The organism is Amphritea sp. (assembly GCF_050300915.1).
Lineage (GTDB): Bacteria > Pseudomonadota > Gammaproteobacteria > Pseudomonadales > Balneatricaceae > Amphritea.
Genome location: NZ_JBNKYN010000014.1, coordinates 47,318 through 69,466, shown reverse-complemented (window position 1 = coordinate 69,466; position 22,149 = coordinate 47,318). Strand labels below are relative to the sequence as shown.

20 protein-coding genes are annotated in these 22,149 nt (G+C 54.2%); 9 read left to right on the top strand and 11 right to left on the bottom strand.

Annotated features, from left to right (window positions below):
* Positions 1-729, top strand: a 729-nt coding sequence (locus tag ACQY8X_RS05900) for a LysR substrate-binding domain-containing protein (RefSeq protein ID WP_428034224.1), incomplete at its 5' end; no start/stop codon positions are given.
* A gap of 45 nt (positions 730-774) precedes the next feature.
* On the opposite strand, the gene ACQY8X_RS05895 is transcribed toward ACQY8X_RS05900, so the two are convergent.
* From ACQY8X_RS05895 to ACQY8X_RS05870, 6 genes are all read right to left on the bottom strand, one after another.
* Entirely contained in the window at positions 775-1,848 is a 1,074-nt protein-coding gene (locus tag ACQY8X_RS05895; RefSeq protein ID WP_428034223.1) for an LbtU family siderophore porin, read from the bottom strand.
* 98 nt (positions 1,849-1,946) lie between these two features.
* The gene (locus tag ACQY8X_RS05890; protein WP_428034222.1) at positions 1,947-3,062 is read right to left on the bottom strand and encodes a DUF1513 domain-containing protein; all 1,116 of its coding nucleotides are present in this window, start codon (positions 3,060-3,062) and stop codon (positions 1,947-1,949) included.
* Complete coding sequence (locus ACQY8X_RS05885) at positions 3,052-4,140, bottom strand: imelysin family protein (RefSeq protein ID WP_428034221.1); 1,089 nt, start codon at positions 4,138-4,140, stop codon at positions 3,052-3,054. Before ACQY8X_RS05885 ends, ACQY8X_RS05890 begins: the two co-directional genes overlap by 11 nt.
* Entirely contained in the window at positions 4,137-5,600 is a 1,464-nt protein-coding gene (locus tag ACQY8X_RS05880) for a di-heme oxidoredictase family protein (RefSeq protein ID WP_428034220.1), read from the bottom strand. Before ACQY8X_RS05880 ends, ACQY8X_RS05885 begins: the two co-directional genes overlap by 4 nt.
* 5 nt (positions 5,601-5,605) lie before the next feature.
* Entirely contained in the window at positions 5,606-6,880 is a 1,275-nt protein-coding gene (locus ACQY8X_RS05875) for an imelysin family protein (protein WP_428034219.1), read from the bottom strand.
* Between the two features lie 148 nt (positions 6,881-7,028).
* Positions 7,029-7,760, bottom strand: a complete 732-nt coding sequence (locus ACQY8X_RS05870; protein ID WP_428034218.1) for a glutathione peroxidase — start codon at positions 7,758-7,760, stop codon at positions 7,029-7,031.
* A 261-nt stretch (positions 7,761-8,021) separates the two neighbouring features.
* Here ACQY8X_RS05870 and nhaB point away from each other — a divergent pair, with 261 nt between their 5' ends.
* A complete protein-coding gene (gene nhaB, locus ACQY8X_RS05865) occupies positions 8,022-9,530 on the top strand; it encodes a sodium/proton antiporter NhaB (protein ID WP_428034217.1) in 1,509 nt (502 codons plus the stop codon).
* Here nhaB and ACQY8X_RS05860 read toward each other — a convergent pair.
* The gene (locus tag ACQY8X_RS05860) at positions 9,481-9,762 is read right to left on the bottom strand and encodes a hypothetical protein (RefSeq protein ID WP_428034216.1); all 282 of its coding nucleotides are present in this window, start codon (positions 9,760-9,762) and stop codon (positions 9,481-9,483) included. The genes nhaB and ACQY8X_RS05860 overlap by 50 nt on opposite strands.
* Positions 9,763-9,844: 82 nt before the next feature.
* The gene (locus ACQY8X_RS05855) at positions 9,845-12,058 is read right to left on the bottom strand and encodes a heavy metal translocating P-type ATPase (protein WP_428034215.1); all 2,214 of its coding nucleotides are present in this window, start codon (positions 12,056-12,058) and stop codon (positions 9,845-9,847) included.
* Between the two features lie 106 nt (positions 12,059-12,164).
* Here ACQY8X_RS05855 and ACQY8X_RS05850 point away from each other — a divergent pair, with 106 nt between their 5' ends.
* The 6 genes from ACQY8X_RS05850 (at position 12,165) to fusA (ending at position 16,975) form a co-directional block, all read left to right on the top strand.
* Positions 12,165-12,551: a hypothetical protein gene (locus ACQY8X_RS05850; RefSeq protein WP_428034214.1), complete on the top strand. Its 387-nt coding sequence runs from the start codon at positions 12,165-12,167 to the stop codon at positions 12,549-12,551.
* Between the two features lie 48 nt (positions 12,552-12,599).
* Positions 12,600-13,013, top strand: a complete 414-nt coding sequence (cueR, locus tag ACQY8X_RS05845) for a Cu(I)-responsive transcriptional regulator (RefSeq protein WP_428034213.1) — start codon at positions 12,600-12,602, stop codon at positions 13,011-13,013.
* Between the two features lie 4 nt (positions 13,014-13,017).
* Entirely contained in the window at positions 13,018-13,497 is a 480-nt protein-coding gene (locus ACQY8X_RS05840) for a DUF411 domain-containing protein (RefSeq protein WP_428034212.1), read from the top strand.
* Position 13,498: 1 nt separating this feature from the next.
* Positions 13,499-13,921 carry a c-type cytochrome gene (locus ACQY8X_RS05835; protein ID WP_428034211.1) on the top strand — a complete coding sequence of 141 codons (423 nt, stop codon included), beginning with the start codon at positions 13,499-13,501 and terminating at the stop codon, positions 13,919-13,921.
* A 250-nt stretch (positions 13,922-14,171) separates the two neighbouring features.
* The gene (locus ACQY8X_RS05830; RefSeq protein ID WP_428034210.1) at positions 14,172-14,735 is read left to right on the top strand and encodes a phosphoribosyltransferase; all 564 of its coding nucleotides are present in this window, start codon (positions 14,172-14,174) and stop codon (positions 14,733-14,735) included.
* A 155-nt stretch (positions 14,736-14,890) separates the two neighbouring features.
* A complete protein-coding gene (fusA, locus tag ACQY8X_RS05825) occupies positions 14,891-16,975 on the top strand; it encodes an elongation factor G (protein WP_428034209.1) in 2,085 nt (694 codons plus the stop codon).
* 244 nt (positions 16,976-17,219) lie between these two features.
* On the opposite strand, the gene ACQY8X_RS05820 is transcribed toward fusA, so the two are convergent.
* The gene (locus ACQY8X_RS05820; RefSeq protein WP_428034208.1) at positions 17,220-18,839 is read right to left on the bottom strand and encodes an amino acid ABC transporter ATP-binding/permease protein; all 1,620 of its coding nucleotides are present in this window, start codon (positions 18,837-18,839) and stop codon (positions 17,220-17,222) included.
* Positions 18,832-20,565, bottom strand: a complete 1,734-nt coding sequence (gene cydD / locus ACQY8X_RS05815) for a thiol reductant ABC exporter subunit CydD (protein ID WP_428034207.1) — start codon at positions 20,563-20,565, stop codon at positions 18,832-18,834. The genes ACQY8X_RS05820 and cydD overlap by 8 nt, the downstream gene beginning before the upstream one ends.
* 97 nt (positions 20,566-20,662) lie before the next feature.
* Between cydD and ACQY8X_RS05810 the strand changes: the two genes are divergently transcribed.
* The gene (locus ACQY8X_RS05810) at positions 20,663-21,979 is read left to right on the top strand and encodes a sigma-54 interaction domain-containing protein (protein ID WP_428034206.1); all 1,317 of its coding nucleotides are present in this window, start codon (positions 20,663-20,665) and stop codon (positions 21,977-21,979) included.
* 30 nt (positions 21,980-22,009) lie between these two features.
* Here ACQY8X_RS05810 and cydX read toward each other — a convergent pair whose 3' ends face one another.
* Positions 22,010-22,108 (bottom strand): cytochrome bd-I oxidase subunit CydX, encoded by a 99-nt coding sequence (gene cydX / locus ACQY8X_RS05805; protein WP_299195023.1) that lies wholly within the window; start codon positions 22,106-22,108, stop codon positions 22,010-22,012.
* Positions 22,109-22,149: the final 41 nt, after the last annotated feature.

Sequence of the window (22,149 nt, the reverse complement as noted above, 5' to 3'; positions counted from 1 at the left end):
GTACAGATCACCGTAGCCGGGGAGAAATATCTGGTTGCGGTGTCTCACGCGCTGGACGAGCTGGATGCCGCCACCCGTCGCCTGATCTCTGCGCCGAATACCAGTTCGTTAACCTTTGAAGCCCCGCCCGCCTTCCTGAGCCGCTGGTTAATGCCAAGGATTAAAGATTTTCAGGCGCTGTATCCCGATGTGGAGTTGCGACTCAGCACCGGCTCGGTTAACCGCATCGACTTTGATCACACTGACCTGGATATGGCGGTGTATTTTGGTGACCCGCCCGATGACGATGATCTTGAGGTGCGGCTGGTGCATCGCTCTGTGGTGGTGCCGGTGTGTAGTCCGCGGAAGCAGGAAGAGCATCAGATTGAAACCCTGGCGGACCTGAGAAAACAGACTTTGATTCATGTTACCAGCCGCCGCAATGAGTGGCAGCGCTTATTGCAAAAGTCTGGAATCTCGATGACCGGTGAGGAAAAGGGGTTGTCCTTTTCCAGTACCCAGCTGGCGCTGGGGGCTGCACTGGAGGGCTTGGGGATTGCTCTGTCGGATAAGTCGCTGATTAGCCGGGAGTTGCAGTATGGGCAGCTGGTGGTGCCGGTGGATGTTGAACTGCTGACGGGCAAAGCGTTCTATCTGGTTTACCCGAAAGAGCGTCAGTTGACCTACGGAATGCGTATTTTCCGTGAATGGTTGCTGGATGTTATGGGGCTGAATGAAAAGCTCGAATAGTCTGTTGCCCGGCGAGTGCCGGGCAGTTATCACCCTAGGCTGAGATTAAAAACGGGTGGATAACACCAGATTCAGTGTATCGGTGTCATCGCCCTGGTTATCTTCTTCCCTTACCAGTTCTATAATCGCTTCTGCATTCGCATTCAGTTCACGGGAGGCGCCAAGGGTCAGCCGTGAATGGGCAAACAGACTGTCACCACTATCGGTGATCATGCCGGCATGATCGGTCTGGCTGTAGCCCAGTGAGAGGTTACCCGGCGCGCCAAGCAGGTCGATGCCATAATCCGCGCTGAGATGCCAGGCAGAGAGATTCTCCTTCTCAGCCAGCTCATTAAAACGCCCTGTTTGCAGATATTCTGCAGACAACGCCAGTGCGCCAGTGGCATAAGCCAGATTGACCCGCGAGGCACTGACTTTATCCGTATCGGTCAGGCTGTCAGCCTGAAACGGGTCGGTGTTGCGGATATTGTTGAGATAGCCGACGCCCATACTGACACCATTATCGAATTCCAGGCCCAGGTTGAGGCCGAAGTTGTCCACTTTGCTTTCATCGCTTTGGCCTTTAAACAGGTAACCAGCGGCACTGAATATCCCCTGATTGAAACCGATCAGCAGCAGGTCATCGGTATTATCGGTCAGGTCATCGGTCAGTGGGTCTGTCCAGGCGTTGCCGTTGACAACGGCGAACGGTATTGCGGTGCGTCCGGCGACCATCGACCAGGGTGTGTCTGCAGAATGCAGTGACACGATGGCCTCATCGACAAACAGATCCTGATCTTCGCCATCATCTTCATACTTCAGCGTGGTCGAGAGGCCGATGTATTCATTCACGGTTGCTTCTACCGTCAGCTCCACACTATCGACATCAAGATCGTTGGTGTTGCTACCGTCTGCGAGTTCGGATGCGGTCGCCAGAAAATCGGCACTGCCGCTGAGTGTGACATGACTGAGATCTTTTTTAACACTGGCCTGCTCTGCCATGGTGTCACTTAGCTGGGATTCCAGCTGGGCAATTCGATGCTTCAGGGCGTTCAGTTCTGCTTGCAGATCTTCCGCCTGAACGATGGGTGATGCGGCTATTCCCGCAGTGATCAGGGATGCCAATAGTGTCTTTTTCATAGTACTTCCTTTGTGCAGGTTGTTAAACGACGCCCGCAAACCGGCACAGAAGCTGGCTTCTGGCCTGTTTAAGGCTATCGGGTGATCTGAGTGGTTTGCTACCGGACCGTTGTCAGATGATTATCCCAGGCGGTTGCGATGGTTTGGGGTAATGGGTCTGTTACTCCTGTTTCAAGGTTATGCCGGAGACAGCGGACGGTGCCTGAGCTGATAATAAACTCGGCCTTGTTGTCGCTTGCCGCAAGGCCACATCCATCGCGACTTTTGATAGCTGAGATAAACTGGTTTTTTTGCAGGTCCCAGAATGAGATAAGGTCCCCGCGGGGAGCGGATACCGCCGCGAAGCGACCGCTTTGATCGCAGCGGGCACTACCGCAATAGCCTTTCATCGCCAGATTGACCGGCTCTGGAGCACGTAGCAGCTGAATCGCTTCGCCGGGACGGTGAACGCCCACCAGTGGCGGGTTGAGACCGATATTGCCCTGATACTGAAAGGCAATAACGGTGGTGCCCTCAGGATTGGTGTCGATATGACGGATGCTTAACTGGTGTTGTTCCGGGGGTAATATCTGCTGTTCCAGGCGGTTGCCGTTGTGCAGGTCCAGGCGAACCAGCGAGGGTTGCATGCTATCCAGATTCAGTTTTTCCCTGCCGCGATCCGGATGGGTGAGAATGCCGCCATTAGCCACGCCCAGCACTGTGCTGCCCGGTTGCTGAACCAGTTCGTGGGGGCCGATACCATGACTGGGGTAGTCGGCGATGATGGCGTAGTCTTGCGCCAGTGAGCGGATAACAACCCTTCCCTGCCCGCTGCTGATCTCATTCTCAGTGGTGATCAGCCAGCGACCATCTTCAGAAAAAATCGCATGACCGAAAAAATGCCGGTCATTGCCCGCGATAATGCGTTTAACCAGTCGTTGCTGTTGATAGTCGACAATATCGATAAACCTGCCTGGCCGCCGGGCAACGCAAGCCAGCAGCGGCAATAGCGGGTGTGCCTCGGTATGGTGCGCCCGTCCCGGCAGCGGGTGATCCAGCAACACCTGGCCCTGTTTCCCTACCAGGTAGAGGTGATATTGGCCGGAGCGGTCTTTGGCGGCTGAGGCAAACAACGGTTTTACCAGGCGATTATCTGTGTCTGTGGCCAGCGCTAATTGGGGCAGCAGCATCGCGCTTCCCAATAGTTGGCAGAAGCGGCGGCGATTAATCTCCATCACGGCTGTTAAATCCCAGTTGAATATTCAGCGTTATCATTTCGGCACTTAACTCGCGGTTAAGCTGCTGGAGTGCTGTGCTGATCTCAAGTAAACGCTTAACCGTGTCTGGTTGAGACAGGCTGGTGACCAGCGGGGACTGCACCGCCTGCAGCTGTTGTTCGATGTCGCTGAACAGGGTGCTGATATTATCTGCCTGAGGCGCTCTGCCCTGCTCACGCAGCAGGCTGTCGACGCTGTTTTTAGTGCCAGAATAGAGGTGATGGAGAGCGGCAACGTTAAGCTGAATATTGCGCAACGAACGCTGACTACGCCAGGATTCAGTGCGTCGGGGACGAACCTGACCATCACCCAGTGGACTAAGAATTTTTTGATCCCGGATGATTTCAAGCGGTTCAATCAGCGCTTTCATCATGTCGACGGCGGCTTCCTGATGGCTATCGTAGTAACTCGTCCCGCTGCCTGCGTTGCTGACTGAGTCAGCGTAGCCATGGGTCCATTCATCCAGGGTTGCCTGGCTATTGACGGCGATATAGGTAGCGATAGCCTGAGTCAGCTGGCAGCGATAGCTGGCGTTTTCTAAGTCAGACAGTGAACCCGTAAACAGCAAACGCTCAAGGGCAGGCAACCCTTTCACGCCGATGCTGGCTTTGTACAGATAATCGGTACTCAGGGTGTTCGGGTTTTGTTGTAGCAACAGCTGATTCAGCTGTTTACCGATCAGATTTTTTTTGTCTGGCCAGAATTGCATGCTGAAATTACGCATATGGGTTTTAATCGGGCCAAACAGAATATGCTGAACGCTTTGCCAGGCGTCCATGGTCTGCTGAAAGTCTGCCTGGGCCTGTTCCAGATGTGTCTGGTCCGGCTGGCGACAGAGTGCGGCAGTGCTGGTCGCGAGTTCAGCACTACTGTTCTGTAATAACTGATAACGAGGCAGTATGTGCTCACTAACAAGGCTGTGGTTAAGTGATCGCCATTGTGGCTCTGATGGGGCGGCATGAAGCATGCCGACCGCTGTAAACAACAATGAGATGCCGAGCAGAAGCGGCCAGAGCGGAGCATTAGTTGATTTCATAGTGACTCCAGAAATGTCATTAGGGCTTGCCGGTCTGCGGTTGGCAGGTTGATGACCCGGTCGCGTGAAACAGAGCCTTCGCCGCCGTGCCATAGCACCGCTTCAAGCAGATTTCTGGCCCTGCCATCGTGAAGGAAATAGGTATGGCCGCTCACGGTTTTGGTCAGACCGATACCCCAGAGAGGCGGTGTTCTCCATTCGCTGCCGCTTGCCAGAAACTCCGGCCGGTTATCTGCCAGCGCTTCGCCCATATCGTGAAGTAGCAGATCGCTGTAGGGCCAGATCAACTGATCAGACTGCTCCGGCATATCGCGGCGGGAGGCGGTGGTAAAGCTTGGCTGGTGACATGCGGCACAACCGCTTTGATGAAACACCGCTTTACCCTTCAATACCTCGGGTTTATCAAAGTCCGGGCGGGCCGGTGGTGCCAGATTGCGACTGTAAAACTCAACCAGCCTGACCATCTCTGCAGACGCTTCGGCATTATCCTGCTGTTCAGTATTGCCGTCAGGCTGTCTTAGGCAGTCCGTCTGCTGTGCGGTGCAATCGCCAGAGGCTGCCGGTGCGAAGGGTGTTGATACCCCCATATCGCCGTTGAACGCGCCCACGGCCTGTTGAATCAGCGTTGGATTGCCAGCTTTCCAGCCAAATCGTCCCAAATCCTGTTGTTGGCTAAAGCTGTTCCAGACGCGGTTGGTCCGGCCGGAGATGCCATCATTGTCGCGATCTTCCGGGTCAGCCAGTGCTTCGATCGCTGTTGCGGGTAAGGCTTCCAGCAAGCCAAGGCCGACCATTGGTGGCGCAACCCGTGGCGAAACCATCGTCTGGGGGTGCAAAGGGCCGTAGTTGAGTTCCGCTATACTGTATGTCGGGTGGCGCAGGCTGACTTTAACGCCATCCGCCAGCGTCACGATGGATTCGCGATAGTTGATCACCATTCGCCCTTCCCCGGCCAGCCCGCTGATGGCCAGATCCTGCAGCTGACCACCATAGGTGGGTTCAGGAATGACGCCGATCTTGCCGCTCTCAAGCTGTTGTCGCTGGAGATCGTTTTGTGGGGGAATGCTCAGGCGCAGGAACATCGATACCGCGTTGTCTTCTGGCCAGTTCGCTTCCGGGGGGTGCCCCCGGCCATCTTTCAGGTGACAGCGCTGGCAGGCGCGGGCGTTATAGAGCGGTCCCAGGCCATCACTGGCGGTGGTTGATGATGGCGCGGGCACCCATATTTTTTTGAAGATGCCATTGCCGAGTTTAAAGTCCAGCTCTTTTTCGAAGCTCATATTGGCTGAGCTTTGAGAAAAGGCGTTGATATTCAGCTGCTTGTGATGGCTGGTGCTGCCACCAGGCAGCGCCTCACCGGGCTCTGGCTGACTGTAGTCGGTTGCCGCAATCGCTGGAGTCGCCAGGGCGATGGTTGCCATCGTGATGGCGACGGGTAAAAGGAGCGATTTTCTGTTCATCCCGCTTACTCCAGTACCTTCGCCGGATTATCCAGGCTGTCGGAGCCTTCCAGCTGGATGTTATCCAGTTGCAGCAGGGCGATAATGTTTTCGATGGCACGGGTTTCTTCGGTCAGTGCGTCGACAAAGTTCTGCACCACCTGGTTGCCTGCGTCGTTACCCTCACCGATCAGGACATCAAAGGTCTCCCCCTGTGTCGCACGATCGACCATTACCTGAGCCGCCTTTTCGGTGTTTTCCAGCTTATTTCGCATATTCTGGTCGGCGACTGTCGCCTGCGCGGCGACATAGGCCGACAGACTTGGGCCAGAGACCGTTGACCCGTCGATACGGGTATAGGTGCCCTGATACACATTGCGAATCCCTTTGGCGTCATAATAGTGGGACCAGTGGGTATTATCGGAGAAGCAGTCATGCTCCTCTTCCGGATCATGCAGCATCAGGCCGAGTTTGGTTCGCTCCCCTGCCAGCTCGCCATAGGCCAGACTTCCCATGCCGGTGAGGATGGTAGCGATAGCGTCTTTAGCCTCTCTGGCGGTGAGTTGCTGGCGTGCAGAGCCTTGCGCTTGCCAGTTATGAACCATCTCTTGCAGGTCGGTAATCAGCAGTTGAGTGGCTGCCTGCAGATAGTCGCGGCGCCGGTCACAGTGGCCTCCGGTACAGTTGTCCAGGCTAAAATCGGATGCCGGGCGATTGCCCGCTCCCGGCGATGTCCCATTCAGATCCTGCCCCCATAACAGAAATTCGATAGCGTGATAGCCGGTGGCGACATTGGCTTCTATGCCATCAACCTCATGCAGAGTGTCTGAGAGCAGCTCAGGTGTAATCTTGCTCGCATCAATCAGTGTTCCGCCGACCCGCAGGCTGGTGTTGGCGATTACATTCGCGCGGTATTGGGCGTTTTCATCGGATTCTGTCCCATAGTGTGCACTATCAACATAATCGATCAGCCCCTCATCCAGCGGCCAGGAGTTTACCCGTCCCTCCCAGCCGTCAACGATCGCGTTGCCGAAGCGATAGGCTTCTGATTGCTGATAGGGAATCCGTGCGGCTATCCAGGCTTTCCGGGCGACTGCCAGTGACTCTGGGGTAGGGTTTTGCAGTAGCGAGTCGATGCTAACCTGAAGCGCACGAGCACTGGACAGGGAGTCCTCATAGGTTGCCAGGGCGATGTCTGCATAGGTTTTGATGATCTCAGAGGTGGCCGGAACGGCTGATACTGCGGCAGAGCAGTGAAAGATGCCAGCGAAGAGAGCTGCGGTGATTATTTTTGCGTGCATTGAGTGGCTCCTGTCAGTTAATACAGGAGATGCTAATGCAAACAAGAATGATTCGCAATAGTATTTGTTTTTATCAGTGCCGTTTTACAATGATAGAGCCAGCAACGGCTGGCTCTATCGTACGGTCTGTGTCACCGATTAAGTTTACTCAGGCAAAGTATTTTTCCAGGTCGTCAGCACCGCCGATGCGTTGTCCATCGATAAACACCTGGGGTGTAGTGCCCTGGCCGCTGATCGCTGCCAGTGAACTGTAACTCAGGCCGTGGCTGCCCAGTTCGACCTCCTCGTAGCTGAAGCCATTCTCTTTCAGCAGTTTCTTCGCCCGGATACAGTGTGGACAACCGGGTTTGGTCAGAATGCTGACCCGCTTGGGTTGTTCCGCCGTTGGGTTAATGTAGTTGAGCATGGTATCGGCATCAGAGACCTGGAACGGGTCGCCTGGCAGATCGGGTTCGATAAACTGTTTTTCAACTACACCATCCACGACCAGCATGGAGTAGCGCCAGCTACGCTTGCCAAAGCCGATATCGTCTTTATCGACCAGCATATCCATTCCGGCGGCGAATTCGCCATTGCCGTCTGGGATGAAGGTAATGTTTTCAGCGCCCTGGTCACCCTGCCATGCATTCATAACAAAGGTATCGTTAACGGATATGCAGATGATGCTGTCAACGCCCTCTTTGGCAAATACCGGTGCCAGCTCGTTATAACGGGGCAGATGGGTGGTGGAACAGGTGGGTGTAAAGGCGCCCGGCAAAGCAAAAACGACGACTTTCTTGCCTGCGAACAGCTCCTCCGTGGTGATATCAACCCACTGGTTGTTTTGCTGAGTGTGAAATGTAACCTGAGGGACTTTCTGGCCTTCTTTGTTAGTAAGCATTCTGGGTATTCCTTAAAAGTAGTCATGATTCGATAGAGAGATAGTGTCAAAATCAGCAAAGTTAATAAAATTAATTAATTTTAATTTGTTGATAGCTATTCGCTAATTAAAGCACAGATCACCGGTTAGTATATCAATCTGAGCATACAGCTGTTTTCTGTCATAGTGCTTGATTGAGATGCTGGTTTAAGATCGCAGCATAAATTAAAGTGAGCTTGTGCTTAGCACAAGCAGCGATATTCACCTTTCCGGTATAGATTAATGAGCAACGTCCGTCCCTTTATGCAGGCAGTGTACAATAATTTTTTGGGTCACTCTCCTGGCTGGTATAAGCAGTTAATCCTGATTTTTCTGCTGGCTAACCCCCTGATTGATCTGTTTTTAGGCCCTGTGGTGAGTGGTTGGCTGCTGATCTTTGAATTTATCTTTACCCTGGCGATGGCGTTGAAGTGTTATCCGCTGCAACCAGGGGGGCTGCTGGCGATGGAAGCGGTGATTATCCATCTGTCAGAGCCCAGCCATGTGTACGATGAGATCGCCGCTAATCTGCCGGTGATTCTGTTGCTGATGTTTATGGTGGCCGGTATCTACTTTATGAAAGGGATGCTGCTGTTTGTGTTCACCAAGCTGCTGCTGAATGTACGCAATAAGACCGCGTTATCGCTGCTGTTTACGTTGATGGGAGCGGTGCTGTCAGCGTTTCTGGATGCACTGACGGTGACCGCAGTGCTGATCAGCTCGGCTGTCGGGTTTTATGCTATCTACCACCGGGTGGTGTCCGGTAGCCAGCCGGATGCGGATCACGATCACTCTAACGATGATAATCTGCACGAAGATCACCGGCTGGAGCTGGACGAATTTCGTGCCTTTCTGCGCAGCTTGCTAATGCATGGCGCTGTCGGTACTGCGCTGGGCGGAGTCAGTACACTGGTGGGTGAGCCACAGAATCTGCTGATCGGTGAAAAGATGGGCTGGCATTTCATCGACTTCTTTATCAATGTCGCTCCGGTATCGATGCCGGTTCTGGTTTGTGGCTTGTTAACCACGGTGGTGCTGGAGAAGACCGGTTGGTTTGGCTATGGTGCTCTGATTCCTGAACCGGTATTTGAAATACTTCGGGAGTTCGATGAGCAGGAACAGGCCGGCTGGGGATTTAAGGAAAAAGCTGAGCTATATATCCAATTTGGTGTTGCGCTGTTTCTCATCGCTGCGCTGGCCTTTCACCTGGCGGAGGTCGGGGTTATCGGCTTGACTGTGATTATTCTGCTTACCAGCCTTAACGGTGTCACTGAGGAGCATCGTATTGGCCGGGCTTTTGAAGAAGCGTTGCCGTTTACCGCGCTGCTGGTGGTGTTTTTTACTATTGTCTCGGTGATTCATGATCAGCACCTGTTTACGCCGGTGATTGAGGCAGTGCTGGCGCAGGATCTTCGCAGTCAGCCGGTGATGTTCTTTATCGCTAACGGGCTGTTATCGGCCATCAGCGATAATGTGTTTGTCGCCACGGTGTATATCAACGAGGTGGCCAGTGCCTTTGAAGCCGGACGCATCAGCCGCGAACATTTTGATACTCTGGCGATCGCTATCAATACCGGTACCAACCTGCCCAGTGTCGCTACCCCGAATGGACAGGCGGCGTTTCTGTTTCTGCTGACCTCAGCCATTGCCCCGTTGATCCGTTTGTCCTATATGCGCATGGTGATCATGGCGCTGCCCTACACTATTGTGCTGAGTGGGGCTGGTCTGCTGGCGGTGCGCTATCTGATCTGAACAGCATCAGCCACAGGCGTTGCAGACCGGGCAGTTGTTTTGTCGTGGCGGCTATGGGCGGCTGAGTTGAGGCGGTGGTATGGGCGTTGCGCTGCTGACGGCGCCGCTCCCTGAGTTCCCAGGCCATATTGGCTTTTGCGGCAAAATCTGCCTGTTGCCGGCCGCTTAGTTGGGTTGGCCTGAGGATGACGCAGCTAAGCTTTTTGTGACTGGTTTTCGGTGAGCTGCACATGGGGCTATCCTCCGGTGTTGATCGCCCCAGTATTGAACGGCTAGCTGAAATCAGCCTGAAAAATATGGTTTTGACTATCGCGTTAGTTCGCCGACGTAGGCTTAAACAGGCGCAACCGGTTGGCATTACTGACCACCGTGACCGATGAAAACGCCATCGCTGCACCGGCAATCACCGGGCTGAGCAGCAGGCCGGTAAAGGGGAACAGAATACCGGCTGCCACTGGAATCCCCAGCGTATTGTAGATAAAGGCGCCAAACAGGTTCTGACGGATATTGCTCAGGGTTGCCCGTGACAGCTCAATGGCATCCGCAACTGAGTGTAAACTGTTGCGGATCAATACCATATCAGCGCTTTCAATCGCGACATCGGTGCCATTACCGATGGCAAAGCCGACCTCTGCCCGGGCCAGTGCCGGTGCGTCGTTGATGCCGTCACCGCACATGGCAACGTGACCGCCGCCCTGCTGCAGCTTCTCAATCTCTTTAGCTTTATCCTCGGGCATAACAGCGGCAATAAAGTTATCCACACCCACCTGACTGGCAACGGCAGCGGCGGTGTGCTGATTGTCTCCGGTGATCATCACCACCTTTATGCCCATCTGCTTCAGTCGGCTGATGGCGGCGATTGAGTCCTTGCGGATCGGGTCAGCAATGGCGATTAAGCCAGCAATCTGGCCATCGATAGCGATATACACCGGGGTTTTAGCCTGTTCAGCTAACTCCTGCGCTTTGCTCTCGAACACGGCGAAGTCGATATTCTGTTCGGCCATCCAGGCACTGTTACCCAGGGTGACCGTTTTTCCGTCAACCTGGCCCGAGGCTCCCCGCCCGCTATATGCCTGAAAGTTATCAACCGGACTCAGGCTGACATTCTGCTCATGGGCATAACAGACAATGGCTTCCGCCAGCGGGTGTTCTGAGACCGCTTCCAGTGATGCCGCCAATTGTAGTAGTTGTGGGTGTGTGCCGGACAGGTCAGTTACCTGGGGCGAGCCTTCAGTAATGGTGCCGGTTTTATCCAGCACCAGGGTATCCAGCCGTGAGGCGCTCTGCAGTGCCTGGCCGTTGCGGATGAGGATACCGTACTCTGCGGCCTTACCTACCCCCACCATCACTGACATCGGCGTTGCCAGCCCCAGTGCACAGGGGCAGGCGATAATCAGCACGGTCATGGCGGTGACCAGCATATAGGCCAGCTGCGGTTCGGGGCCCAGCAGATACCAGATCAGTGCCGTGAGTATGCTACAGAGGATAACCACCGGCACAAAAATACCCGCGACGGTATCAGCCAGGCGGGATATTTCCGGCTTGCTGGCCTGGGCCTGCTTCACCATCTCGATGATCCGGCTGAGCGCGGTTTCGCTGCCGACTTTTTCCGCTTTCACCACCAGGGTGCCCGACTTGTTCAGGGTACCGGCGCTGATGTTGTCGCCGACCGCTTTGCTGACAGGCAGTGGCTCGCCGCTGAGCATCGACTCATCAATCAGGCTGCTGCCCTCCTCGACGCTGGCGTCTACCGGAATCTGCTCGCCGGGACGGATACGCAGCAGGTCGCCGGTTTCGACCAGCTCCAGTGGCAGGTCTACCTCTTTCTCATTGCGAATCACCCGTGCGGTTTTGGGTTGCAGATTGAGCAATCGTTCAACTGCTTCGGAAGTCTTGCCCCGGGCGCGGATCTCCATTGCCAGTCCGAAGTTAACCAAACCGATAATCATCGCACTGGCTTCATAATAGAGATGCCGGGAACCTTCCGGCAGCATTCCGGGGAACAACACAACCGCGGTGGAAAACAGCCAGGCTGCGCCGGTGCCCAGGGCGATCAGGCTGTCCATGTTGGCTGATCCATGTGTCAGGGCGTTCCAGGCACCGCTGAAAAAGTGGCGGCCGGGAAACAGCAGAATCCCCAGGGTCAGCAGGCCGACAACACCCCACACCAGTTGATCCTGTGGTGAGCGAATACTCATATCATCCATCAGCATACCGGCGATCATCAGTGGGATACCGACACCCAGGGCTAACAGGGTGTTGCGGATATAGCGGTTATACTGCGCCGCCTGCTGGGCTTTCTGGCGTGCCCGGTCTTCCGATTCATTACTCGCTAGGCGGCCACGGTAACCGATCTCTGCCAGTGCTTCGATCAGGCTATCGCCGCTGATTCTGCCTTCTACATTGAGTCGTCGCTGAGGAAAGTCGACCACTGCCTGATCAACATCAGGCAAGCCATTGATCCCCTTTTCAATCTTTTTGACGCAACCCGCGCAGCTTACGTTTTCTAATAACAGTGTGGTAGTCATGATAATCCTCATAACAGTTGTTTCATCTCTACAGGGTAGAGCTTCCAGTCGCTGTAAGGTCAACCGGGAGTTGCATTTTTTTCGTCAACAGGCGAATCTGTATGCAGTGTACGTTAACTCAGACGAGAATCTGGTTGTATTGATGTTGTATCGCACCCTGTTAATCCTGCTGCTCAGTGTGATGGCCATTAATCCGGCGATCTCTGCTGCTGTGCCCGTTATCGCGGCACATTCGCCGATGCCGTGTGATGACGATCACTGTGGGATGGGCAGTGCGGATAGGGCTGGTGCAGATATGGACAGCTCAGACTGTTGTGATGCCGAACTCCCCGATTGTTGTCTGCATCTTGCGGCGGTGCTGTTTATGATACCGAGCGGTTTTCATCTTCTGTCATCGACACCCGTGCCACCCGGCTGGGCGCCAGGCGGTTATCTTTCCGCCATACCTGCACCGGTCTATCACCCTCCCCGTTCAATATCCCTCTCTGTTTGACACGCTAAAGCGTTAATCGTTGTTTGTTAAGGGGTGCCGGAGGCGATTATGAATATTTCTCAGGCTGCAACTGCCACAGGACTGACCAGTAAAACCATTCGCTTTTACGAGCAGCAAGGTGTTATTCCGCCTGCCGCGCGCTCTGCAAATGGTTACCGGATTTACAGTGAACAGCAACTGGATATCCTGCGCTTCATTAAGCGGGCACGGGATCTGGGGTTCTCTCTGGATGAGAGTCGTGAATTGTTGCAGTTGTCGCAGGACCCCTCCCGCACCAGCGCCAGTGTTAAACAGAAAGCAGAACAACAGATTCAGCGGATCGATCAGCAGATAGCGGCATTACAGCAGATGCGGGCAATGCTTGAAAGCGCTGCCCGCGATTGTCGCGGTGATGCTGGTGCTGAATGTCCGATCCTTGACCAGTTAAATGGTGTGACTGTCGGTAGTGAGAGTCCGGAGTAAAAAGATGAAAAAAATGATATTCGTTTTGGCAGGCCTGTGGCTTCTGTCATTGCAAAGCTTTGCCGCTGATCCGGTGTGGCTGGAAGGCAAAACCGCTCAGCAATATGAAATTACCGTATATCGCAGTGCCTCCTGTGGCTGCTGTAAGGGCTGGATCAGCCATCTCAAAGATCACAATTTCAGCGTTAACGATGTGGTGGTGAATGATGTGAACCCCTATAAACAGCGTCTGGGTGTGCCTGCTCAGGCGGCGTCCTGTCATACCGCGGAAGTGAATGGCAAAGTGATTGAGGGGCATGTGCCTGCCCAGGATATTAAACGCCTGCTGGCAACTGCAAATGATATTCAGCTGCTGGCGGTGCCGGGAATGCCCTCAGGCGGTCCGGGAATGGATGATGCGGGTGCCCGCAAGGATGCGTTTACGGTCTATTCGCTGGATAGTCAGAACCGGGTGGGTAGCTTCAGTCAGTATGCGGATTACTAAGATGAGATCGACGTTAATGATGCTGATCGGCGTGGTTTTACTGAGTGGCTGTGGTGAATCAGAACCGAAAGTTGAGGGTCGCTGGTACACTCAGACCCAGGTGGATAGTGGCCAGAAGCTGTTTCTGGCTAACTGTGCTGAATGTCATGGTGCGGCGGCGCAGGGGACGGCAAACTGGAATACGCCCAAAGCGGATGGTACCTACCCACCACCGCCGCTAAACGGCAGAGCACATGCCTGGCATCATCCGCTAAAAGGACTGCAACGCTCAGTACAACTTGGCGGTGTGCCGATGGGCGGCACGATGCCTGGTTTTGCCGATAAGCTATCCGATGCGGATACCGACGCGGTGATCAGCTATTTTCAAAGTAAGTGGCCCGCACTAACCTATCAGGCCTGGCTTGACCGGGGCGGTTTAAACTAAAAGCGGGATCAACGGATGAAAAGCGGCGCTACTCAGCGGCGCTTTTTTAGTTTCGCAATGTCGATAATTTTAGGGTTTAGCATGGCAAAAAATCTCATCTGGGCTACCTTCATATAACGTTTTTCTGAATCATGGTGGCAATTTGCAGATAAAGCAGCGCCGACAGTTGCGCGGCCTGATCAGAATACGTACAGTAGCGAACCTTGCCGAAAAGCTGGCATGATCAACGACCGGTGAGTGAGGTGTAGAGATGACTGAAAAGATATATCTGAATGCACAGGAACTGCTTGAAGACTCGTTCAGGCTGGCTCTGGAGGTGTTCAATAGCGGTTTCCGCCCGGACTTTATTGTCGGTGTCTGGCGGGGAGGTACTCCGGTGGGTATTGCGGTACAGGAACTGCTGGATAATCTGGGTGTGCAAACGGACCATATTGCTATCCGCACATCATCCTATACCGGTATTGGTACCCGGGATAAGGAAGTACGGGTGCATGGGCTTGATTATCTGATCCGCAATGTTAATCAATCCGACTCGCTACTGATTGTTGATGATGTGTTTGATACAGGTCTGAGCATCAAAGCGGTGATTGATACGCTGAAAGATAAAGCGCGTCTCAATGCCCCCCATGATATCCGGATCGCTACACCCTGGTTCAAACCCGTGAATAACAGAACCGATCTTGAGCCGGATTACTACCTGCACAAGTCGGATAACTGGCTGGTGTTCCCCCATGAACTCAAGGGGTTGAACCGGGAAGAGATGTTGGCGAATAAGCCAGGTCTGAAACAGATTTTTGAGGAATACGGAATCTGACACACTGATGTGATATCAGCGTATCCTGTTCCCATAAAATGAACCCTGTGCGGAGATATCAGGGCAAAGATTTTTCTTTGCTTAAAATATCTACAAATGCCAATGAATGCGGTATAATGCCGCGCATTTTACGCCCCTAACATTCGAGTGAAGAAATGTCTGACTTATCACACTACCGTAATATCGGTATTTTCGCCCACGTAGACGCGGGTAAAACTACCACGACCGAACGTATCCTGAAGCTGACAGGTAAAATCCATAAGACAGGTGAGGTTCACGATGGTGAGTCCACTACCGACTTCATGGAGCAGGAAGCTGAGCGGGGTATTACTATCCAGTCAGCGGCGATCACCACGTTCTGGAAAGATCACCGTTTCAACATCATCGATACTCCGGGGCACGTTGACTTCACCGTTGAAGTATACCGTTCTCTGAAAGTTCTGGATGGCGGCATCGGCGTATTCTGTGGTTCAGGCGGTGTTGAGCCACAATCTGAAACTAACTGGCGTTATGCAGATGAATCCGGTGTTTCCCGTATCATCTTCGTCAACAAGCTTGACCGTATGGGTGCTGACTTTAACCGCGTAGTTAACCAGGTTGAAAATGTGCTGGCTGCTAAGCCATTGGTTATGGTTCTTCCAATTGGCCGCGAAGAAGACTTCGTTGGTGTAGTTGACCTGCTGACTCGTCAGGCTTACGTTTGGGATGACTCCGGTCAGCCTGAAAACTACAGCATCCAGGAAGTCCCTGCCGATATGGTAGACGACGTTGAGATGTACCGTGAGCAACTGATCGAAACTGCTGTTGAGATGGATGATGATCTGATGATGGCTTACATGGAAGGCGAAGAGCCTGCTATGGAAGACATCAAGCGTTGTATCCGTACGGGTACCCGTGAACTGACATTCTTCCCGACTTACTGTGGTTCTGCATTCAAAAACAAAGGTATTCAGCTGGTGCTGGATGCGGTTGTTGATTACCTGCCAAGCCCGACTGATGTTATCCCTCAGGATCTGACCGATGAGCTGGGTGAGCCAACCGGTGAAGTTGCGACTGTTTCCGTTGATGAGCCTTTCCGCGCACTGGCATTCAAGATCATGGATGACCGTTTCGGCGCCCTGACCTTTATTCGTATTTACTCAGGTAAATTGAAGAAAGGCGACACCGTCCTGAACTCGTTCACCGGTAAAACTGAACGTATCGGCCGTATGTGTGAGATGGAAGCTGACCAGCGTAAAGAACTTGATTCTGCGCAGGCGGGTGACATCATCGCAATCGTAGGTATGAAGAACGTTCAGACCGGTCACACTCTGTGTGATCCTAAGCACGAATGTACTCTGGAAGCGATGGTATTCCCTGAGCCAGTAATCTCCATTGCGGTAACACCTAAAGATAAAGGTGGTGCTGAGAAGATGGGTATTGCTATCGGTAAGATGGTTGCAGAAGACCCAACCTTCATTGTTGAAACCGATGAAGACTCTGGCGAAACCATTCTGAAAGGTATGGGTGAGCTGCACCTGGATATCAAAGTCGACATCCTCAAGCGTACTTACGGTGTTGAACTGATTGTGGGTCAGCCACAGGTTGCTTACCGCGAGACTATCACTCAGGCAATCGAAGACAGCTACACTCACAAGAAGCAGTCTGGTGGTTCAGGTCAGTACGGTAAGATCGATTACCGCATCAAGCCGGGTGAGCAGAACACTGGTTTCACTTTCACCTCTACCGTTGTGGGTGGTAACGTTCCTAAGGAATTCTTCCCGGCTATCGAGAAGGGCTTCAAGAGCATGATGGAGACCGGTCCTCTGGCTGGCTTCCCTGTGCTGGACGTTGAGATTGAGCTGTATGATGGTGGTTACCACGCGGTTGACTCCTCTGCGATTGCCTTTGAAATCGCTGCTAAAGGTGCTTTCCGTCAGTCCATGCCTAAAGCGGGTCCACAGCTGCTGGAGCCGATCATGAAGGTTGACGTGTTTACTCCAGAAGATCACGTAGGTGATGTTATCGGTGACCTTAACCGTCGTCGTGGCATGATCTCTGGTCAGGAAGCTGCTGGTTCAGGCGTTCGTGTTAAAGCTGACGTGCCTCTGTCTGAGATGTTCGGTTATATCGGACACCTGCGTACTATGACCTCTGGTCGTGGTCAGTTCTCAATGGAGTTCTCTCACTACTCTGCATGCCCTGCAACAGTCTCTGAGAAAGTTATCGCTGAAGAGAAAGAGCGTAAAGCTAACAAGTAATTGTTGCTTTACTGCTGTATAAAAAAGCCCGCTTTGTGCGGGCTTTTTTGTGTCTGCCAGCGACTGCGTCGCGTGCTTTAACTGCGTTTCCAGCAGGTAGCCTGTTCCCACGAACAGGGAATCTCAAAGCCGCCCTGCGCAGTGATAAAGGTGATAACGCTCTGAGGGGCCCCCTGATACGCTACCCTTGGGTCTGCTTAACCTTATAGCGGGGACTGTTTCAATAGCCGCGGAAAACAGACACTTAAAGCTGCAGTTTAATATCGTTTTTACCGATCAGGCCGGACTCGTGGCTGCTGATTATCACCAGACGGTTATGCCATTGCTGGCGCAACCGCTGCAAAATCCGCAGGCTGCGTTCTGCATCAATACCGGCGGTTGGTTCATCCAGTAGCAGCACCTTGCGATCCTGCAGAATTAACCTCGCCAGTCCCAGGCGCTTCATCTCTCCTCCGGATGGCAGGAGTGAGCCTTTTCCCAGCCAGCTGTCGAGTTGCTCTGGCAGTCCGCTGGCCCACTGATCCAGCTCTACGGTTTTCAGCACCTGCCAAAGCTCTGCATCGCTATACTGCTGATGCAGGCAGAGGTTAAAACGCAGGCTGCCCTGCAGTAAACTGATCTGTTGCGGCATCATCCCGATCTGTTTGATCCCGGCACCCGAAACCGTTATCTGCCCCTGCTGCGGCTGCAACTGACCGGCCAGCAGCTGCAGCAGGGTGGTTTTACCCCTGCCGCTAGGGTTGGTCAGCCAGCACCAGCTGGCTCCTTGAAGCTGAACATTGAGCCGGTCGATGATTGCTTCCGGGCGGCTGGGATAGCGATAGCTAAGCTGCTCAATGGCGATGCTGAGCGTGGGGCTGTTGGTATCGATAAATCGCCGCTGATCGGGCTGTGGTTGCGCCGGGCTTAACTGGCCGATCCGTTCCAGGGCCCGGTATCCCAGGGCAAAGGCCGCCAGAGCGCTGCTGCCGGTGGTCAGCACCTCCTGGAGTCCCAGTGTCAGGAGGAGCAACATAAACAGTAGTGCCCCCTGCAGCTGACCGCTGACCACTCCCTCAATACCCTGCCATAAAACCAGTAGCACCATCAACGCCTGCACCAGTTGATTGAGCGCGTTAACACCCTGACGGGCATTGCTGGCTTGCTGTTCGGTCTGATCAGCAACCGCGGCGCTCTGACAGAGTCTGTCGCTTTGCTGGGGTAAACGGTCAAACAGGATCAGGGTGCGCAGATTGCTGAACAGTGAGTGGGCGTCGCTCCATTGCTGGCTGCGTTGCTGATGCAGGGTGTTCTGGGGCTGCAACACCCGGCGCAGATAGAGCGCGGGCAGTACCGCTACCGAGATCAGTAGCGGTAGCAGCAACCACAGGGCCAACTGGGGCAGAAATAGCGTCACTGTTGCCAGATAAAGCAGGGTGCTGAGCAGCATTACCAGACCCGGTACCAGTGCAGAGAGATAGAGTGCTTCCGCATGGCGAATATCCTCCAGCAGCTGGCTGCTGGCTGCATGGCTGTTAAGCGGCTGTTCTTGCCAGTTATGGCGTGCCAGTGTGCCGAACATGTCGCTACGCAGGTGAGAGATCACCCGGAAGGTGGCTTCATGGGTTGCCAGTCTTTCACCATAACGCCCGAAGGTGCGGGCGACCGATAGCCCTCTGACAACGGCGCCGGGGGCAAAGTAGTTAAATCCATGGGCGGCCACCAGCGACAGCCCGGCCAGTGCCGTCGCGCTGATAAACCAGCCGGATACTGCCAGCAGGGCGATACCGGAGAGGGCGGTGATCGTCGCCAGGAGCAAGCCCAGTGCTGCTATCCCCCGTTGTTGCCAGAGCAGCTGGAAATAGCGTTTTAGCAGTTCAGGCATGGCGGCTCTCCTCTGTTTTCAGGGCTGACAGTACAATAACCTGGTCGAATTGCTCAGCACTATCCCGGTGGCTGCTGAGCAGAACGATGCCGCCCGCGGCGCTAAACTGTTTAAGGCTCGCCATAAACTGCTGCGCGGTATCCTGATCGAGATTGGCGGTGGGTTCGTCAAGCAACAGCAGGGCGGGCTGATGCAGAAACACCCGTGCCAGAGCGATACGCTGGGCCTGGCCACCGGAAAGAAAACCGCCGGAGTCGCTGATACGGTAATCCAGCTGTCCGGGTAAGCCCTCTACCAGCGCATCGGCATGGGCCAGTTTCAGGGCGGCAAAGAGTTCGGTATCGGTGAATGGGCGCCCCAGGCAGAGGTTGTTGCGCAGTGTGTCAAACAGCAGTTCTGGTTGCTGGGTCATATAGCCGATGCGTTGCTGCCAGGGATGATTGTTATAAACAGCGATGCTGGTTCCATTGAGAAGCAGCGTTCCGCTGAGGGCGGGTTGTAGTCCGGCGAGAGTGTCCAGCAGCGTGCTTTTGCCTGCCCCGGAGGGACCTTGTAACAGAACCCTCTGACCCGGCAACAGGGTGAAGGTATGGGGGTTGCCGATCGCAGTAGTACCATAGCCGGTTTGCAACTGTTGCAGTGCTATCTGCGTGACCGGCGCACTGTCTGGCAGCAACTGGTCGCCACCGGTGGTCGCGCAGGGCGGTGCTAGCTGTATTAGTCTGAGCAGGTGCTCGGCAACGCTGCTGGCATCGGCACGGGCGTGATAGAGCGCTCCGAGGCGGCGTAGCGGCAGGTAAAACTCTGGTGCCAGCATCAGCAGGAAGATCCCGTGGCTCAGGCTGAGCTGCGTCTGCCACATGCCAATCTGATACTTATCCAGATAGAGCAGCCCCAGGTACACCGCTACCATGGCGATGCTGATCGCGCTGAAAAACTCCAGCAGGGTACCGGACAGAAACGCCAGTCGCAGCACCTGCATAGTGGAGTGACGGAACTGTTCTGACTGACGGAACAGCTGCTGTTGCTCTGTGTCGCAACTATCCGCCAGTTGTAGTGCTGCGATCCCTTTGATGCGGTCAGAGAGCAGGTTGCCCAGCCGTGTCAGTTCGGTCAGGTTGCGCTTACTGGCGGCGGCAGCCTTGTGTCCGGCGATGATCATAAACAGCGGCACCAGCGGTGCTGAGAGTGCTAGCAGCAGGGGAACCAGCCAGCCGCTCCAGAGACTGGCGGCGATGATCATCAGTGGGGCCAGCATCGCCAGCCGCTGTTGTGGTAAAAATTCAGCAAAATAATCCCGGGTGCTGTCGATCTCTCCGCTGAGCAGGTTGCTCAGCTCTGCACTGCTGAACTGTGACTCTAAGCTCAGTTGCAGGGTGGCGCAATGCTGCAGCACGATGGCACGCAAACGATTGCGGACTCTGATGCTGGCCCGATCCGCCAGGCGGGTTTGCCACAACGGCAACAGCGCTCGCAGCGTTAGCAGCGCGGCCAACAGCAGCCACCATAAGTGTTGTTGCCACAGCATGGGGGCGGTGGCTGGTTCATAGACGGCGCTGTTGATCAGCAGGGCGACCAGAGCGGTGATAGCGATGGTAGTGGCGGTTTGCAGCGCGCCGGTTAGTGTCAGCCAGAGATTTTCGCGGCGGCTTATTTTACCCGCCTGACGCAGCAGTTGCTGACCATTGGCGCAGTGCTGCAGTGTGGAAATATTGATCTGGCTCATCAATGACAGCCTCTCTCGGTAATGAACTGGTAATATTTTCGGCAACTTGACACTATTGGCACACTTTAGACATAACTGACGGAATAGAAACGGAGCCATGACCAAAGTAAGCTGGTTGAGAACGATGCGTAATGTGCTGGAGAGCTACGCTGATCCGGCGGTGCTGATTGATGCTGATTATAACGTTGTTACCACCAATAACAGTTACGATTTTCGTTTTGGCGGTCTGAATGGTCGTAGTTCGGCGAAATGCTTCTTTCTCTCCCATGGCTACCAGCGCCCCTGTGATCTTGAAGGTGAAACCTGTCCGATGCAGGAAGCCCGGGACAGTGGCCGTCGCGCCAGTGTGCTGCATATCCACAATACGCCTCAGGGCAAAGAGCATGTGGGTATCGATACCATTCCCATCAGTGACGATGAGGAGCGGCCCTATTTTATCGAGGTGATGAAGCCGATTCGTGAGGTCAGTGCTGAGCCGATTGCCAACAAAATGATTGGCCGCAGCAGGCCCTTCAATGAGCTGGTCGACCTGATTCAACGGGTTGGCAGAACCGATATCAATGTATTGCTGATGGGCTCTTCTGGTGCCGGTAAAGAGCTGGCTGCGCAGGCGATTCATTCTGCCAGCCCCCGGGCAAGTAAGCCTTTTGTTACCGTGGAGTGCTCCGGCCTCACCGACACGCTGTTTGAGAGTGAACTGTTCGGCCACACAAAAGGCGCGTTTACGGGGGCGATTAACTCCCGTACCGGTCTGGTTCAGTCGGCCCATGGTGGTTCGCTGTTTCTTGATGAAGTAGGGGATGTACCGCTGCACCTGCAGGTTAAATTGCTGCGTCTGATCGAAACCAAAACCTTCCGTCCGGTGGGTGATAGTAAAACCGTGGCGGCCGACTTCCGTTTGATCTGTGCCACCCACAAAGATCTGCCCGCTATGGTTGAACGGGGCGAGTTCCGCGTCGATCTGTTTCATCGTATCAGTACTTTTCCAATTCGTCTGCCATCGCTGGCGGAACGTCGTGATGATCTGCCGTTGCTGGTGGAGAGTATTTTGCTGCGCATCGAAGGTAAGGCTCCCTTGCAACTTACCGAGGCGGCGTTGCAGTTGCTGTCGCAACAGTCATTCCGGGGTAATGTGCGGGAGCTGAAAAATATTCTCGAACGTGCGGTGGTGCTGCGTCATGATGATCTGATCGGGGTTGATGTTATTCAGCGCAGCCTTAATCTGATGCCCGTTTCATCCGTTAGTAATGAACCTGCCGATGGTTTACGGCAACTGGCAGAGCAGGAGCTGACACTGGAACAGGTAGAACAGCGTTATCTCGAGGCGCTGATGCATACCTGCCCGGATAAAGGTCGTGCTGCTGAGATTGCCGGGTGTAGCCTGCGTACCCTGTATCGCAAGCTGGAGCAGTGACCGACTGCTCCAGCCCTGTTAGTCAGAGCGTTACTCTGCGTCATCCATCTGATTTTCCAGCCACATGGCATTGATGATGCCGAAGCTGCAAGCCAGAAGAACGCCGAGTATCCATGCGAAATACCACATATTATTCCCCTCAATAGTTAACGCGTTGATCGCGGTCTGGG